This is a genomic window from Mycobacterium cajalii (genome assembly GCF_045809005.2).
Lineage (GTDB): Bacteria > Actinomycetota > Actinomycetes > Mycobacteriales > Mycobacteriaceae > Mycobacterium.
Genome location: NZ_CM141436.1, coordinates 3,125,388 through 3,140,640 on the forward strand (window position 1 = coordinate 3,125,388; position 15,253 = coordinate 3,140,640).

The window sequence follows — 15,253 nt, forward strand, 5'->3', positions numbered from 1 at the left end:
TCAATTTGTACGGGGGCCGGCCACCGCCCTGGGCCGCGCGGCGCGGCTAGTCGGTGAACGGCCCCCACGCGTGCCGTTTCATCGCGGCGGGCTTCTTCCCGAGCTTGCCGGCGCGCACCATCACCGCGAGGCTGTCCAGGATGACGCGGCTGCTCATCAGCGCGGTCTGTTCCGCCCAGTCGTAGGGCGGCGAGCACTCCACCACCTCGATGCCGTTCAGTCCGGGCTCGGAGATCATCCGGATGAGGTTGAGCGCCTCGCGCGGCAACAGACCGCCGGGCTCGGGCCAGCCGGTGCCCGGCACGAATCCGGCGTCGATCACGTCGATGTCGAACGACAGGTACACCGCCTTGGCGTCCTTCCACGCCGTCTCCAGGGCGATCTCGGCGATCTTCTCGATCCCGACGCGTTCGACGTCGCCGACCGTGATGACGGTGCTACCGCGCTGCCGGCCCACCTGGACGCCGGCGCGCGGTGCCTGCCACCCGCCGATGCCGATCTGCACCAGGTTGGTGGCCGGCGCGTTCTTGATGTTGGTGGCGTGGAACCACGGCGTGGTGTGCATCCGCTCGTCGAGGTCGGTTTCCTGGGTGTCGACGTGGCGGTCGAAGTGGATGATGCCCACGTTCCCGTCCAGGTGGGGGGCCAGGCCCCGCACCGTCGGGAACCCGATCGAGTGGTCACCGCCGAGCACCACGGGGAAGACTCCCTGGGAGACCACGTGTGACATCGCCGTGCTGATCTGGTCGAACGACTTCTCGATGTTCGCCGGGATCGTGACGACGTCGCCGATGTCGACGATGTTGAGTTGTTCGCGCAGGTCCACGCCCAGCTCGTAGCAGTAGGTGCCGAACAGGTTGGTCGAGCGCCGGATACCCATGGGGCCAAACCGGGTGCCCGGGCGGTAGGTGGTGCCGGCGTCCAGCGGCGCGCCGAAGACCGCCACCTCGGCGTCGGCGATGTCGTGCACGTCCTCCAGGAACGGGCACTTCAGAAACGTCCCGCGCTCTCCGGCGAAGTGCGGCAGTTCCCCGCGGGAGAAGGTCGACAGCGTGCGGTCGTTGATCGTCGGGGCGGCTTCCAGACCGTGCGCGATGCAGCGGTCGATCTCTTCGCGGTGGCGGCGGTTCGGCAGTTCCGCCTCGGCCTGCTGTGCCCACTGACCTTCGCGGTTGGGAATGTCGGCCTGTCCAGCGAACGGATTCGTCACCAATCTGTCCTCTCGTTGAGATGTAACTCACGGCGGAGGATGCCCCGGCGAACGGTATCTAAGCGACCCGGCGGGTACTCGAATTGGCTTCGGTGACCGCCGCGCGACGCATCCAGTACTCACCGTCTTGTCGCTGTCCGGGTACGGCGAACTCGTCCGGGCGGCCTTTCACGGCTGCGCCGGGGTCCAACATACCGGCCGAGCTCACACCGCAATCCCACCGGCGAGGAACCTGGCCGCTTTGACAGCCGATTACCAGGCACATTGCCAGGCGTTTGACAGGGAAGCGTGGTCGTCGCCGGGGATGACTTCCCGGCGGTCCGGGCTAACTGGCGACCCGGGCGTTTTCCGAGCGGTGCGCCTCGGCCGCCAGTTCGGCAAGCTGTTCGAGGCGCGTCCGCGCAAAGGCCTGCTGCTCGGTGATGGTCAGCTGGCCGCGGCGATTGCTCAGGAACGTCACCGCCCACGACACCAGCGTGGTGACCTGGTTCTTGAAGCCGACCAGGTACACCAGGTGCAGCACCAGCCAGGCCAGCCAGGCGATGAAGCCGCTGAACTCGAGCCGGCCGATCTTGGCCACCGCGGAGAACTTGGAGACCGTGGCCATCGAACCCTTGTCGAAGTACTGGAAGGGCTCGCGCTGCGCCGGGTCCGCCCCGCCGAGCTCGGCTTTGATCGTGCGGGCGACGTACTTGGCGCCCTGGATCGCACCCTGCGCCACGCCCGGCACACCCTCGACGGCGGCCATGTCGCCGACGACGAACACGTTGGGGTGCCCGGGAATGGACAGGTCGGGAAGCACTTTGACCCGGCCGGCGCGATCCAGTTCGACCGCCGACTGGTCGGCGAGGTCCCGGCCTAGCCCACTCGCCGACACCCCGGCGGACCAGACTTTGCACTGGGACTCGATGCGCCGGACGGTGCCGTCGGAGTCCTTGACGGTGATGCCGTTGCGGTCCACGTCGGTGACCATCGCGCCCAACTGGATCTCGACGCCCATCTTCTCCAGCCGCGCGGCCGCCCGCCGGCCCAGCTTCTCCCCGAACGGCGGCAGCACCGCGGGCGCGGCGTCGAGCAGAATCACCCGGGCCTTCGTCGAGTCGATGTGCCGGAACGCGCCCTTGAGCGTGTACTCGGCCAACTCGGCGATCTGACCGGCCATTTCGACGCCGGTGGGACCGGCACCGACGACGGTGAACGTAAGCAGCTTCTTGCGGCGCTCCGGATCCCGGGAGCGCTCGGCCTGCTCGAAGGCGCCCAGGATGCGCCCGCGCAATTCCAAAGCGTCGTCGATCGACTTCATGCCGGGGGCGAACTCGGCGAAGTGGTCGTTGCCGAAGTAGGACTGGCCGGCGCCGGCGGCGACGATCAGGCTGTCGTACGGGGTTTCATAGGTGTGCCCCAACAGGTCGGACACGACGCGGCGGTTGGCCAGGTCGATGTGAGTCACGTTGCCCAGCAGCACCTGGAGATTGCTCTGGTCGCGCAGCACCACCCGGGTGGCCGGGGCGATCTCTCCTTCGGAGATGATCCCGGTGGCAACCTGGTACAGCAACGGCTGGAACAGGTGGTGGGTGGTGCGGGCGATCATCGTGATGTCGACATCGGCTCGTTTCAGCTTCTTCGCCGCGTTGAGGCCACCGAATCCCGATCCGATGATCACGACCCGATGCCTGGCTCCAGCTGGGCTTTCTGGCTGGGGGCTCATTGGTTTGGCTGCTCCTGACGGGGGCTCCTGCGCACGCGAATCCGTATCTTCACCACGGTAGTCACGCGTATACCCCCGGACCCAACTCGTAAGCATGTGTCGTTCGCAACACTAACGTTGTTCCGGGCCTGTATTGCCTGCTGACCGGGGGCGCGCTGTGGCGCAACTATCAGCTGGCCGGCGAGTCCCCGCAACCCGCGCGACGGCACCGAAGCGGCCACTGAGCGCGCTACGTCACTGGTTCGGCGCCGGGTCCCCGGAGCAGTGGTCGTGGCCCGCTTGGACGGTTCCGCCGCCGCCGGCCACCGCCAACGCCGCCGCTTCCGCCGCATCGGGCGTGGGGCCCCAGCCACCGAAGTATCTGGTTTTGGCGCCGTTCAGCGCGAGCGCGACGCACCCACCCGGGCCGCCGCTGGCCAGTAGGCGGCAGTCGCTGATGTTTTTGCGACACCGATCCATCGCCGACTTCTCGGCGTCAGCTTGACTGGCTGCCCCGTTGGCAATCTTGATCTGCCCGGTGGAGTCCGAGATCGCCATTGCCATCCAGTCGTTGTCGGCATGCGCGATCGGTGCTGCCGCGAATGCCACACCACCGATCGCGATCCACACCGCTGCGAATTTCTTCATGGGCTGACCCCGGCCCTTTGCTCTTGCGCTGCGCCGTCGTGACGCCGAGAACCACTATGGCACGGCAAGCGCCACCTCGCGACAGCAACGATTCTCGACCCGTCGTCGCGCGAGGCGCGTGGTGCCGCGTTCTACAACCCGACGACCGGACGCAGTGCTTCGCCGGCGGCGCTCACGACACCGGGCGTGTAGAAGGGCAGGTTGATGATCAGGCTGTCGATACCCGCGTCGAGCACCTTGGTCTTGAGTTGCTCGGCCACCGATTCGGCACCGCCGGCCACCATGCGCTGGCTCATCTCCGCGGGAATCTGGTCGGGTTTGGCGTTGTCGTCGACGAGCGCGGTGACCAGCATGCTGGTTTCCAGCGTGGCCGGGTCGCGGCCGATCTCCTCGCACCGCTGTCGCACCACCTGCAGCTTGCGCGGCAGCTCGTCGAACCCGGCGATCACGTTGAGGTGGTCGAAGTGCCGCGCCGCCAACGGGATCGTCTTCTTCTCGCCGCTGCCGCCGATCATCAACGGGATGTGGTCGCGGTAGCGGGGATTGGCCAGCGCCTCCGTCGCGCGATACCAGTTGCCCGAGAAGGTCGGCCGCTCGCCCTTGAGCATCGGCAGGATGATCTGCAACGCCTCGTCGAGCCGGTTGAACCTGTCGCTGAAGGTGCCGAATTCGAAGCCGAGCTGGTCGTGTTCGAGTTCGAACCAGCCGGTGCCGATGCCCAGGATGGCCCGGCCCCGGCTCACCACGTCCAGCGTGGTGATGGTCTTGGCCAGCAAGGTGGGGTTGCGGTAGGTGTTGCCGGTCACCAGGGTGCCCAGCTGCACCCGCTCGGTGGCGGTGGCCAGCGCCCCCAGGGCGGTGTAGGCCTCCAGCATCGGCTGGTCGGGTGAGCCCAGCATGGGCAGTTGGTAGAAGTGGTCCATCACGAAAACCGAGTCGAAACCGGCCGATTCGGCCTCGCGGGCCTGGGCGATGACGGTGGGGAAAAGCTGATCCACCCCGGTGCCGTAGGAGAAGTTGGGAATCTGCAGACCGAGTCGTATAGCCACGCTGGTTACCGTAGCGATCGGCCCACGGCGAGAAACCGGTGGGACGCGCCAACCGCAACGGGCTCAGGCGAACTGGGTCAACGCGCCGTGGCTGACGTGCAGGGTCTGGCCGGTGATGTGCCGGGCGGCCGGAGTGGTGAGGAACAGCGCCAGGCGGGCGAACTCCGCCGCCACCGTCGGGGGCGTGCGCGACAGGCCGTCGTAGCCGGGCTGGGCGCTGCGCCCGCAGGCGACGGCGTTGACGGTGATCCCGCGCGTGCCGAAGACGACGGCCTGCCCGGCGACCCAGCTCGACAGCGCGGCCTTGATGGCGGCGTCGATACTGCCCGCCGGGGGGTTCTCCGTCACCACCCCGACGATGGAGCCGCCGGAGCGCAGATGGTCGCCGACGGCCTGCACGGTCAGCACGGCCGACAGCACCGTCGCGTCGAGGGCGTTGCGCCAGGCCTGCGCGGTGTCGGCGATCGAGTACGTCCGCGGGTCGCCGGCCTCCCAGGACGGGACGGGCACGTGGACGATGGTGTCCAGGTGGCGGGGGAGGAGCCCGCGGGCCCCTTCGAGGCTGGCCGGGTCGGTGGTGTCGCAGACGATCGCGTCCACGTCGAGTTCCTTGGCGGCAATCTCCACCTCGCTGCGGCGCGCGCCCACCAGCGTCACCTTGTGACCGGCGTCGCGGAAACCCTCGGCCACTGTGCGCCCCAGTTCGGTGTCCCCACCGGTGACCAGCACGTCCACTGCCATGACCTCCTCGTGTTCACCGTCGAACCCCCAGACCCGACTCAGCACATGTTACTGGACGGTAGCTAGCCAATGAAATCCCCGGCGCCGCGACGCGCGCGCCAATTGCGTAACTATTCGGCCATCACCACAATCCTCCCGGGACGCGCACCGCCCGTTAGGGTGCATGCGTGCGTCCGGTCGGGTTCGCGGCTTGTCTGGTGTCGGCGGCGCTGCTGATCGCGCCGGTCGGGTGCGCCGGCAAATCGCCCTCTGCGCAATCCACCGGGTCGATCGTCGTGTTCGCCGCGGCCTCGCTGAAGCCCGCCGTCACCCAGATCGGACGGCAGTTCAAGGCCGACCATCCCGGCGACGGCGTCGATTTCGAGTTCGCCGGTTCCTCCGAGCTGGCGACGCAGCTGACCCAGGGCGCCTCCGCCGACGTCTTCGCGTCGGCCGACACGGCGCAGATGGACACCGTCGCCAACGCCGGACTGCTGGCCGGCGACCCCGCGGACGTCGCCTCGAACACGCTGGTGATCGTGACCGCTCCCGGGAACCCGAAAAACGTCGCGGCCTTCGCCGACCTGGCCAGGCCGGCCCTGGCCGTGGTCATCTGCCAGCGGCCGGTGCCGTGCGGGTCGGCGGCCCGGCGCATCGAGGACGACACCGGCGTGCACCTGAGGCCGGTCAGCGAGGAACTCAGCGTGACCGACGTGCTCGACAAGGTCACCACGGGTCAGGCCGACGCCGGACTGGTGTACGTCTCCGACGCCAAGAACGCCGGCGGCAAGGTGGCGACCGTCGACTTTCCCGAGGCGGCCGGCGCGGTCAACACCTACCCCATCGCGGTGCTGAGGCATGCCCCGCACCCCGCGGCGGCGCGGCGGTTCGTCGCACTGGTGATGTCCGGCCCCGGTCAGCAGGCGCTGGCCCGGGCGGGGTTCGCGAAGCCCTGACCGCCGGCCGTGGCTGCCCCCGTAAACCTGCCGCGCTGGGTGTACGTGCCGGCCGCGGTGGGGACCGTCTTCGTGGTGCTGCCGCTGCTGGCGATCGCGGTCAAGGTCGACTGGCCGAATTTCTGGTCGCTGATCACCAGTTCGTCGTCGAGGACGGCGCTGTTGCTGAGCCTGAAGACCGCGGCCGCCAGCACGGCGCTGTGCGTGCTGCTGGGGGTCCCGATGGCGCTCGTGCTGGCGCGCAGCACGACACCCCTGGTGCAGTTTTTGCGGCCGCTGATCCTGCTGCCGCTGGTGCTGCCCCCGGTCGTGGGCGGGATCGCGTTGCTCTACGCGTTCGGCCGGCTGGGACTGCTCGGGCAATACCTGGAGGCCGCCGGGATCAGCATCGCCTTCAGCACGACCGCGGTGGTGCTGGCGCAGAGCTTCGTGTCGCTGCCGTTCCTGGTGATCTCCCTCGAGGGCGCCGCCCGCACCGCCGGGGCCGACTACGAGGTGGTCGCCGCGACGCTGGGGGCCCGGCCCAGCGCGGTCTGGTGGCGGGTCACGCTCCCGCTGCTGCGGCCGGGCCTGGCATCGGGGGCGGTGCTGGCGTTCGCGCGTTCACTGGGGGAGTTCGGCGCGACGCTGACGTTCGCCGGTTCGCGGCAGGGGGTGACCCGCACCCTGCCGCTGGAGATCTACCTGCAGCGCGTCACCGACGCCAACGCGGCCGTGGCTTTGTCGATCCTGTTGGTGGCGGTGGCGGCGCTGGTGGTGCTGGGCCTGGGAGCGCGCGGGCTGACCGCGAGCGGCGGCAGGTAGGCGCCCGGTTACCAAGTGCCCTTTCCAGGCGCGGGCGGCTGAACGACGATGAACTGAGCCGCCTTTCACGCTTGATACCCCCAGGGGTACCCTTGGGGGCATCGAGCCGCATCACCGTTGTGGCCTGGTCCGACCGAGGAGCATCAATGGCACGAGTCGTCATCCTCGGCGCTGGCATCGCGGGACACACCGCCGCGCTGCACCTGCGCCGATGGCTACCCCGCAAGCACGAGGTCGTCGTGATTTCGCCCAACGCCGACTGGAACTGGATCCCGTCGAACATCTGGGTCGGCGTCGGCCGGATGGAGGCGGACAAGGTGCTGATTCCGCTGAAACCGATCTATGACCGCAAGGGCATCATCTTCCATCAGGCGCGCGCGACCGCGATCCGTCCCGAGGGGACGGGCGGTGAGGCGTCGCCCACGGTGGACTTCACCTACACCGACACCGAGCGCAACGGCCAGACCGGTTCCGTGGTGTACCACTACCTGATCAACGCTACGGGTCCGCAGCTGAACTTCGCGGCCACGCCCGGCCTGGGCCCGGACGGGCACTCCTACTCCGTGTGCACCGCCGATCACGCCATCGAGGCGTCCGCGGCGCTGCACAAGGTGATGGCCAAGATGCGAGCCGGCGAGAAGCAACGCCTGGTCATCGGCGTGGGGCACGGCACCTGCACCTGCGAGGGGGCGGCGTTCGAATACGCCTTCAACGTCGAACACACGCTGCGCGCGGCCGGTCTGCGCGACATGGCCGAGATCGTCTACCTCACCAACGAGTACGAACTCGGCGACTTCGGCGTCGACGGCATGCAGTTCCAGGAGAAGGGCTTCCTGCAGTCCAGCCGCATGTGGACGGAGTCGCTGTTCCGCGAGCGCGGCGTCAAGGCCGTCACCCAGGCCGCCGTGCACGAGGTGATGGAAGGCAAGCTGCGCTACGAGCAACTCGACGGCAAGGAGCACGACCTGGACTTCGACTTCGCGATGCTGCTGCCGCCGTTCAAGGGCGTCCCCCTCGCCGCCTACGACAACGCAGGCAACGACATCACGTCGAAGCTGTTCGCGCCGTCGGGTTTCCTCAAGGTGGACGCCGACTACTCGGGCAAGCCCTACGACGAGTGGTCCGCCGAGGACTGGCCGCACACCTACGAGTCCCCGGCTTACCGGAACATCTTCGCCCCAGGCATCGCGTTCGCGCCGCCCCACCCGATCTCTCGGCCGCGTAAGAGCCCCAACGGCACGGTCATCACGCCGAGCCCGCCGCGCACCGGGATGCCGTCGGGCATCATGGCCAAGACGGTCGCCGAGACCATCCGCGACCGCATCGAGCACCCCGACGCCGCCGCCCACCGCGCCTCGATGGCGACCATGGGCGCGGCGTGCGTCGCCTCCGCCGGTGCCGGACTGCGCGAGGGGTCGGCCGCCGCGATGACGATGTTCCCGGTCGTCCCGGACCCGAAGAAGTATCCGCAGACCGGCCGCGACATCGCCGGCACCTCCGGCGAGCTCGGCCTGGCCGGGCACTGGATCAAGATGTTGCTGCACTACATGTTCATCTACAAGGCCAAGGCCAGGCCGTTCTGGTGGTTGATCCCCGAGTGAAAGGCGGTCCCATGACTTCCATGGACAGTGAGAGCATCGACTCAGAGGTGAACGTCCGGACCGCCGAACGCATCGCCGATGCGCCGCTGCCCACCCGGTCGAAGCTGCGGATGCGCCAAAACCTGCTCGTGCAGTTCTGGCGTTTCACCAGCATCAATCTCAAGATGATGCGGATCATCTTCAGCGGTCACCACTGACGCGTCGCCGGTGAGCCGGTTGCAGCTTCGCGCGGTGGTCGGTGGCCGCCGACTGGACGTGGAGTTCTCGGTGGCCGCCGGCGAGGTGCTCGCGGTGCTGGGGCCCAACGGCGCGGGCAAGTCGACGGCGCTGCACGTCATCGCCGGGCTCGTGCGCCCCGACGAGGGCGTGGTGCGGCTGGGGGATCGCGTGCTCACCGACACCGCGGCGGGGGTGAACGTGGCCACGCACGACCGCCGGGTGGGGCTGCTGCTGCAGGACCCGTTGCTGTTCCCGCACCTGAGCGTCGCCGCCAACGTCGCCTTCGGGCCCCACAGCCGTCCCAAGAAGCTCCGGACGTGGCGCTCCGCGCGCGCCGGGGAGCGGGCGACGGCGCTGCGCTGGCTGCGCGAGGTGGACGCCCACCAGTTCGCCGATCGCAAGCCGCACCAGTTGTCGGGTGGCCAGGCCCAGCGGGTGGCGATCGCGCGGGCGCTGGCCGCCGAGCCCGATGTGCTGCTGCTCGACGAGCCACTGACCGGCCTCGACGTCGCCGCGGCGGCGGCGATCCGCGCGGTGCTGCGGGCGGTGGTGTCCCGCAGCGGCTGCGCCGTGATCCTGATAACCCATGACCTGCTGGACGTGTTCACGCTGGCCGACCGGGTCCTGGTGCTGGAGTCCGGCAAGATCTCCGAGATCGGTCCGGTGGCCGAGGTGCTGACCGCCCCGCGCAGCAATTTCGGGGCGCGCATCGCCGGTGTCAACCTGGTCAACGGCGCCGTGGGGCCCGACGGCTCGCTGCACGACCAGTCCGGCCGCCGCTGGCACGGTATGCCGGCCCAGGACTTCGGGGCGGATCTCACCGCGGGGCGGTACGCGGTCGCGGTGTTCGCGCCGACGGCGGTGGCGGTGTATCGGCATCGGCCGCACGGCAGCCCGCGCAACACCGTCGAGCAGACCGTGGCCGAGCTCGACACGCGTGGGACGGCGGTGTTGGTGCGCGGCCGGGAGCAGCCCGACGGCGCGCCCGGCCTGACCGCCCAAGTCACCGTCGAGGCCGCCGCGGAGCTGCGGTTGGCCCCCGGCGAGCGGGTGTGGTTCAGCGTCAAGGCGCACGAGGTCGCGCTGTATCCGGCGCCGCGGCGACGCCCCGGCTGACGAGCCGGCGCGCTGACCAATTGCCGCAGGGACCACACGAGAAAAAGCGCACCACATTGTCAGCAAGCCACCCTTGCGTCACAGCAGTAACGCGGTAGGTTCGTCGCCATGGATCGGGAGGACCTCAACTCAACGCGCCGCAGGGGACTGCGGGCCACGCTGGCGATCGCGGCCGCGGCCGGTGTCAGCGCGGTCGGTATCGCACTGCCGGCGACGTCGAAGGCCGATCCGGAGCCCGCGCCCCCGGCACCGGCGACCACCGCCGCGCCCGCACCCGCGCCCGCCCCGGGTGACCCGAATGCGGCGCCGCCGCCGGCCGACCCCAACGCGGCGCCGCCGCCGGCCGACCCCAACGCGCCGCCCCCGCCGCCGGCCGACCCCAACGCGCCGCCGCCCCCGCCGCCGCCACCGGACCTGCCCCGGATCACGAACGCCGTCGGAGGGTTCAGCTTCCTGCTGCCCCCGGGATGGGTCGAATCGGACGCGTCGCACCTCGACTACGGCTCGGCCATGCTGAGCAAGACCACCGGAGAGCCGCCGATGCCGGGCCAGGCGCCGCCCGTGGCCAACGACACCCGGATCGTCCTGGGCCGGTTGGACCAGAAGCTATACGCCAGCGCCGAACCCGACAACGCCAAGGCCGCGGTCCGGCTCGGCTCGGACATGGGTGAGTTCTACATGCCGTACCCCGGCACCCGCATCAACCAGGAATCCACCCCGCTCAACGGCAACGGACTCACGGGAAGCGCGTCGTACTACGAGGTCAAGTTCAACGACACGGCCAAGCCGAACGGCCAGATCTGGACCGGCGTCGTCGGCACGCCCGCCGCCAACGGCGGGGCACCCCAGCGGTGGTTCGTGGTGTGGCTCGGCACGTCCAACGACCCGGTGGACAGGGGCGCCGCCAAGGCGCTGGCTGAGTCGATCCAGCCCTGGGCGCCGCCGCCGGCGGCCCCGGGCGCGCCGGCACCCGCCCCGGGTCAGGCGCCCGCCCCCGGTCAAGCGCCCGGACCGGCGCCGGCATCTCCGGCGCCGGCCCCCGCAGCCCCCGCGCCGGCTCCCGAGGTCCCGACTCCCGTCCCCGCCCCGGGCCAGGCGCCCGCGGGACAGGTCAGCCCCACGCCCGCACCGGCACCGCAGCCGACGATGCGCACCTGAGCGCCACATCCGGATCACCCGCGTTGGGCCAATCGTCTCCGATTCGGCACCGGATTCGTTACGCGAACCGGGTATACCGAAATCACGGCCCACGAACGTGAGCTGGGATTTGCCAGCAAATGCAAGGAGACGTGTATGAACGTCATCGCAGCTACCGAATACCTGGCCCGGTCAACGACATTTACCAGCGTCGGTCTGATCGGTTACATCATCATCGGCGGCCTCGCGGGCTGGGCCGCCGGCAAGATCATCAAGGGCGGCGGATTCGGCATCCTGATGAACATCGTGATCGGCATCGTGGGTGCGTTGATCGGCGGCTTCATCCTGAGCTTCTTCGTCGACACTGCGGGCGGAGGCTGGATCTTCACCTTCTTCACCGCGCTGCTCGGCTCGGTGATCCTGCTGTGGCTCGTGGGCATGGTGAAAAAGACCTAGCCGGAACCAACCCGTTGCGGCCGTGGCGGACAGCGGCATGATGGACTGATGCCCTCAACCGCCACGGCCTCAACTATGCGCGCCTGGCGCGTGCGCCGGCCCGGCCCGATGGCCTCCGGGCCGCTCGAGCAAGTCAGCACCGAGGTGCCACGGCCGGCGCCGACGGAGCTGCTGGTCGCCGTCAAGGCCTGCGGCGTCTGCCGCACCGATCTGCACGTCACCGAAGGCGACCTCCCCGTCCACCGCGACCGGGTGATCCCCGGGCACGAGGTGGTAGGGGAGGTCATTCAAGTGGGCTCGGCGGCCGGTGACGGCTTCCGGGTGGGGGACCGGGTGGGCATAGCGTGGCTGCGCCACACGTGCGGCGCGTGCAAGTACTGCCGTCGCGGCAACGAGAACCTGTGCCCCGAGTCGCGCTACACCGGCTGGGACGCCGACGGCGGATACGCCGAATTCACCACGGTCCCAGCCGCTTTCGCACACCATCTACCGAGCGGGTACAGCGACAGCGAACTCGCGCCGTTGTTGTGCGCCGGGATCATCGGATACCGCTCCCTGCTGCGGGCCGAGCTGCCGCCGGGGGGACGGCTGGGGCTGTACGGGTTCGGCGGCAGCGCGCACATCACCGCGCAGGTCGCCCTGGCGCAGGGCGCCGAGGTGCACGTGATGACCCGCGGGGCCGACGCGCGGGAACTGGCGCTGCAGCTGGGCGCCGCGTCGGCTCAAGGCGCCGCCGATCCGCCGCCGGTGCCGCTGGACGCCGCAATCCTGTTCGCCCCGGTCGGTGATCTGGTGCTGCCCGCATTGGAGGCGCTGGACCGTGGCGGCACCCTGGCGGTCGCGGGCATCCACCTGTCCGACATCCCGGTGCTGAACTACCAGCGCCATCTGTTCCAGGAGCGCCAAGTCCGGTCGGTCACGTCGAACACCCGCGCCGACGCGCGCGCCTTCCTCGATTTCGCCGCGCACCACCACATCGAGGTGACCACGCCCGAATACCAGCTGGACCAGGCCGACCAGGCGTTGAGCGATCTCAGCGCCGGCCGCATCGCCGGCGCGGCGGTGCTGCTGGTGTAGCGGGCTCAGGCCGACAGATGCCAGACCAGCGCGGCGGCCAGGGCGCCGAGCCCGTTCAGCGACCAGTGCAGCGCGATCGGCGCGATCAGGCTGCCGCTGCGCCGGCGCAGCCAGCTGAACACGAACCCGGCCGCCGCGGTGGCCGCCACCGCCAAGCCCACCCCGGCCAGCATGCCGGCGATCCCGCCGCCGAACACCCGGGTGAAGCCGACATTGGTGCTGGTCAACCCCAGTGACGTAGCGACGTGCCACAGACCGAACAGCAGCGAACCCCCCAGCGCGACCCCGCGAAACCCCCAGGCCCGGCTCAGCGCGCCGTGCAGCACCCCCCGGAAGGCCAGCTCCTCGGGAATCACGGTCTGCAGCGGGATGATGACCATCGAGGCGATTAGGGCGCCGGACACCGTGGCGTAGCGGTGGTTCATGAACATCGGCCGGGTCGCCGGTAACAGGACGCCGACGGCGATGACCGCGGCCACGACCGCGACGGCCGCCAGCGCGTAACCGAGCCCGGGCTTCCAGTGCTCGCGCCCCAGACCGAGCTCGGCCCAGTCCAGGCCCCGCGATCGCACCAACGCCACCAGCCCGACGGCGGCCGCCGGGACGGTCGCGATGCTGGCCCACGGCGTGGTGAAGTGGGCGACCAGATTGGTGAACACCAGCACCGCGACGACCACGGCGACGTCGAGATGAACCCTGAACCGATGCAGCGCCGCGAGCTGGGACAGCAACGGGTGCGCGTCGGCGCCGGCAGTGGAGTCTTGCATCGCACAATTTTACCGGCACTCCGCGGGTGCAGGGGTCCGGCGACGGCCGCAATGCGGCGGCCGCCGATTTGCCCCCGGCGCTTCCGTGCGGCGGCCCCGGACCGGACCGCGGGCGGACGCCGCCGGCGCCTACGGGCTTTTCCGTGCGCGGTCGGATCCGCCGCCGGGCCGGGATGCGCCGCGTCCGCGAAATCACTGCCGCCGGAACACGCAGGTCAATCGTTTTACCGTGACGTCAGGGGGAACGTTTAGAATCCGGGCTGGTTCTACCGCTGCCGCCGAGGCCGTGGCCAGTAGGCAATTAGGGGACGCAACGAGTTGGATTACGCAGCGTTGCCGCCGGAGGTCAATTCCGGGCGGATGTACGCCGGACCGGGACCGGGCTCGATGTTGGTGGCGGCTCAGGCCTGGGAGGGACTGGCCGGCGAACTGTACTCCACCGCACAGGGTTTCCGGTCGGTGACGCAGGGGCTGTCGTCGTCGTGGCAGGGCCCCTCGTCGGTGGCCATGGCGTCCGCGGCCGCGCCGTACGGCGCGTGGGTGAACGCGGCCGCCGGGCAGGCCCAGCAGACGGCCAGCCAGCTCAGGGCGGCGGTGGGCGCCTACGAGGCGGCGTTCGCCGCGGTGGTGCCACCGCCGGTGATCGCGGCGAACCGGGCGCAGCTGGCGACGCTGGTCGCCACCAACCTGTTGGGGCAGAACACGCCTGCGATCATGGCCAACGAGGCCCGCTATGCCCAGATGTGGGCGCAGGACGCCGCCGTCATGTACGGCTATGCGGCCCACTCCTCGAGCGCCGCCGCACTCAAATCGTTCACCTCGCCGCCGCGGAGCACGAACCCGGCGGGGCCGGCCAATCAGGCGGCGGCCGTGTCGCAGGCCGCGCGCACGCCCGCCGGCGCCACCGCGCAGGAGTTGTCCCGCCTGGTGGCGACGCTGCCCGGCACGCTGCAAAGCCTCGCGTCGGGGGGGCCGTCCGGGCTGGTGACCTCGGCGCAAGCCCTGAACCCGGCGCAGGTCGGCTTGGGCCCGACGCTCGGCACCGTCGGTGACTACCTCAGCTTTTTGAGCGGGTTGTCGTTCATCAGCAGCGGTGTCCTCTACATCGTCGGTCCGCTCACCTCGTGGACCAGATCGGGCGGCGGCGGGTCGTCGTCCTGCGGGCCCTCCTCGGGCGGCGGCTCGGGCAGCGCCGGCTCCTCGCCCGCCGGCACGGGAACCTCGGGCTCGGGCGTCGCCCCGAGCGGTCCGGGCGGCGGCGGGGTCGCGGCCGGGCTGGGCCAGTCGACACCGATCGGCCGCCTGTCGGCGCCACAGAGCTGGACCAAAGCGGCACCGGCGACCAGGACGGTGGCCCAGCGCATGCCCGGCGTCGCCCCCGCCGGCTTCCCGGAGGCCGGGAGCGAAGGGCCGGGCCTGATGCCCGGGGCGCTCGGGCCGGCGGGCCTCACGGCCGCCGCGGCCGGCGGCGGCGGCGCGGCGGGCAGCGGCTGGGCCAGCCAGCGCGGCGCCGCCCAACGCGACGGCGGCGCGGCCGCCCAGTACGGCAACCGCCCCGCGATGCTGCCGCCGCAGGTGGCTCGCCAGGCGGCCCCGCGCCCGGCCGACCAGCCTCAAGGGGTGCCGTACGGCCAACCCGCGGGCGCCGAGAGCCCGGTCACCGAGTCCCTGCGCGAAGAGCTCAGCGCGTTGCGCAAGCAGGTGGCCGACCTGGCGATGGAGCGCGACGTGCTGATGCGCTCGGCCGCGATGTGGGCCCAGCAGGCGGCCGACCTGCTGCCCGACGGGTGAGCGCCTGACGCCGAG

The 15,253-nt window shown here is 70.4% G+C and carries 15 protein-coding genes and 1 riboswitch; of the genes, 9 read left to right on the top strand and 6 right to left on the bottom strand.

The genetic code is table 11. The features are described 5' to 3' along the window. Positions 1 to 46 precede the first annotated feature (46 nt). The 5 genes from ACJ512_RS14855 to ACJ512_RS14875 form a co-directional block, all read right to left on the bottom strand. On the bottom strand, positions 47 to 1,210 hold the full coding sequence (locus ACJ512_RS14855) for an agmatinase family protein (RefSeq protein ID WP_407687816.1): 1,164 nt from the start codon (positions 1,208 to 1,210) through the stop codon (positions 47 to 49). A gap of 116 nt (positions 1,211 to 1,326) precedes the next feature. Beyond that, positions 1,327 to 1,390, bottom strand: a riboswitch (guanidine-III (ykkC-III) riboswitch). Positions 1,391 to 1,535: 145 nt separating this feature from the next. After that, a complete protein-coding gene (locus ACJ512_RS14860) occupies positions 1,536 to 2,918 on the bottom strand; it encodes an NAD(P)/FAD-dependent oxidoreductase (protein WP_407687815.1) in 1,383 nt (460 codons plus the stop codon). A gap of 234 nt (positions 2,919 to 3,152) precedes the next feature. Further along, the gene (locus ACJ512_RS14865) at positions 3,153 to 3,545 is read right to left on the bottom strand and encodes a DUF4189 domain-containing protein (protein ID WP_407687814.1); all 393 of its coding nucleotides are present in this window, start codon (positions 3,543 to 3,545) and stop codon (positions 3,153 to 3,155) included. 131 nt (positions 3,546 to 3,676) lie between these two features. Continuing rightward, entirely contained in the window at positions 3,677 to 4,594 is a 918-nt protein-coding gene (locus tag ACJ512_RS14870) for an LLM class F420-dependent oxidoreductase (protein WP_407687813.1), read from the bottom strand. Between the two features lie 63 nt (positions 4,595 to 4,657). Continuing rightward, complete coding sequence (locus tag ACJ512_RS14875) at positions 4,658 to 5,335, bottom strand: SDR family oxidoreductase (RefSeq protein WP_407687812.1); 678 nt, start codon at positions 5,333 to 5,335, stop codon at positions 4,658 to 4,660. A gap of 167 nt (positions 5,336 to 5,502) precedes the next feature. On the opposite strand from ACJ512_RS14875, the gene modA reads away from it, so the two are divergent. From modA to ACJ512_RS14915, 8 genes are all read left to right on the top strand, one after another. Continuing rightward, a complete protein-coding gene (gene modA / locus ACJ512_RS14880) occupies positions 5,503 to 6,270 on the top strand; it encodes a molybdate ABC transporter substrate-binding protein (RefSeq protein ID WP_407687811.1) in 768 nt (255 codons plus the stop codon). Positions 6,271 to 6,279: 9 nt separating this feature from the next. After that, positions 6,280 to 7,074: an ABC transporter permease gene (locus ACJ512_RS14885; protein ID WP_407687810.1), complete on the top strand. Its 795-nt coding sequence runs from the start codon at positions 6,280 to 6,282 to the stop codon at positions 7,072 to 7,074. 146 nt (positions 7,075 to 7,220) lie between these two features. Continuing rightward, complete coding sequence (locus ACJ512_RS14890) at positions 7,221 to 8,675, top strand: NAD(P)/FAD-dependent oxidoreductase (protein ID WP_407687809.1); 1,455 nt, start codon at positions 7,221 to 7,223, stop codon at positions 8,673 to 8,675. Positions 8,676 to 8,686: 11 nt separating this feature from the next. After that, a complete protein-coding gene (locus ACJ512_RS14895; protein ID WP_407687808.1) occupies positions 8,687 to 8,872 on the top strand; it encodes a hypothetical protein in 186 nt (61 codons plus the stop codon). Between the two features lie 10 nt (positions 8,873 to 8,882). Then, a complete protein-coding gene (locus ACJ512_RS14900; RefSeq protein ID WP_407687807.1) occupies positions 8,883 to 10,010 on the top strand; it encodes a sulfate/molybdate ABC transporter ATP-binding protein in 1,128 nt (375 codons plus the stop codon). A gap of 108 nt (positions 10,011 to 10,118) precedes the next feature. Beyond that, positions 10,119 to 11,168, top strand: a complete 1,050-nt coding sequence (locus ACJ512_RS14905; RefSeq protein WP_461479744.1) for an alanine and proline-rich secreted protein Apa — start codon at positions 10,119 to 10,121, stop codon at positions 11,166 to 11,168. A 135-nt stretch (positions 11,169 to 11,303) separates the two neighbouring features. Further along, positions 11,304 to 11,603, top strand: coding sequence for a GlsB/YeaQ/YmgE family stress response membrane protein (locus ACJ512_RS14910; protein ID WP_407689680.1), 300 nt, complete (start codon positions 11,304 to 11,306; stop codon positions 11,601 to 11,603). Between the two features lie 48 nt (positions 11,604 to 11,651). Beyond that, positions 11,652 to 12,680, top strand: coding sequence for a zinc-binding alcohol dehydrogenase family protein (locus ACJ512_RS14915; protein ID WP_407689681.1), 1,029 nt, complete (start codon positions 11,652 to 11,654; stop codon positions 12,678 to 12,680). A 5-nt stretch (positions 12,681 to 12,685) separates the two neighbouring features. Here the strand turns inward: ACJ512_RS14915 and ACJ512_RS14920 are convergent, their stop codons facing one another. Further along, positions 12,686 to 13,447, bottom strand: coding sequence for a CPBP family intramembrane glutamic endopeptidase (locus ACJ512_RS14920; protein WP_407689682.1), 762 nt, complete (start codon positions 13,445 to 13,447; stop codon positions 12,686 to 12,688). A gap of 318 nt (positions 13,448 to 13,765) precedes the next feature. Between ACJ512_RS14920 and ACJ512_RS14925 the strand changes: the two genes are divergently transcribed. Next, complete coding sequence (locus ACJ512_RS14925; RefSeq protein WP_461479745.1) at positions 13,766 to 15,238, top strand: PPE family protein, SVP subgroup; 1,473 nt, start codon at positions 13,766 to 13,768, stop codon at positions 15,236 to 15,238. The last annotated feature ends 15 nt before the right edge of the window (positions 15,239 to 15,253 follow it).

Excerpts from the sequence above, each read along its gene's own strand:
- ACJ512_RS14860 (WP_407687815.1), bottom strand. The coding sequence starts at position 2,918 with ATGAGCCCCCAGCCAGAAAGCCCAGCTGGAGCCAGGCATCGGGTCGTG.
- ACJ512_RS14865 (WP_407687814.1), bottom strand. The coding sequence starts at position 3,545 with ATGAAGAAATTCGCAGCGGTGTGGATCGCGATCGGTGGTGTGGCATTC.
- ACJ512_RS14875 (WP_407687812.1), bottom strand. The coding sequence starts at position 5,335 with ATGGCAGTGGACGTGCTGGTCACCGGTGGGGACACCGAACTGGGGCGC.
- ACJ512_RS14890 (WP_407687809.1), top strand. The coding sequence starts at position 7,221 with ATGGCACGAGTCGTCATCCTCGGCGCTGGCATCGCGGGACACACCGCC.
- ACJ512_RS14895 (WP_407687808.1), top strand. The coding sequence starts at position 8,687 with ATGACTTCCATGGACAGTGAGAGCATCGACTCAGAGGTGAACGTCCGG.
- ACJ512_RS14905 (WP_461479744.1), top strand. The coding sequence starts at position 10,119 with ATGGATCGGGAGGACCTCAACTCAACGCGCCGCAGGGGACTGCGGGCC.
- ACJ512_RS14910 (WP_407689680.1), top strand. The coding sequence starts at position 11,304 with ATGAACGTCATCGCAGCTACCGAATACCTGGCCCGGTCAACGACATTT.
- ACJ512_RS14915 (WP_407689681.1), top strand. The coding sequence starts at position 11,652 with ATGCCCTCAACCGCCACGGCCTCAACTATGCGCGCCTGGCGCGTGCGC.
- ACJ512_RS14920 (WP_407689682.1), bottom strand. The coding sequence starts at position 13,447 with ATGCAAGACTCCACTGCCGGCGCCGACGCGCACCCGTTGCTGTCCCAG.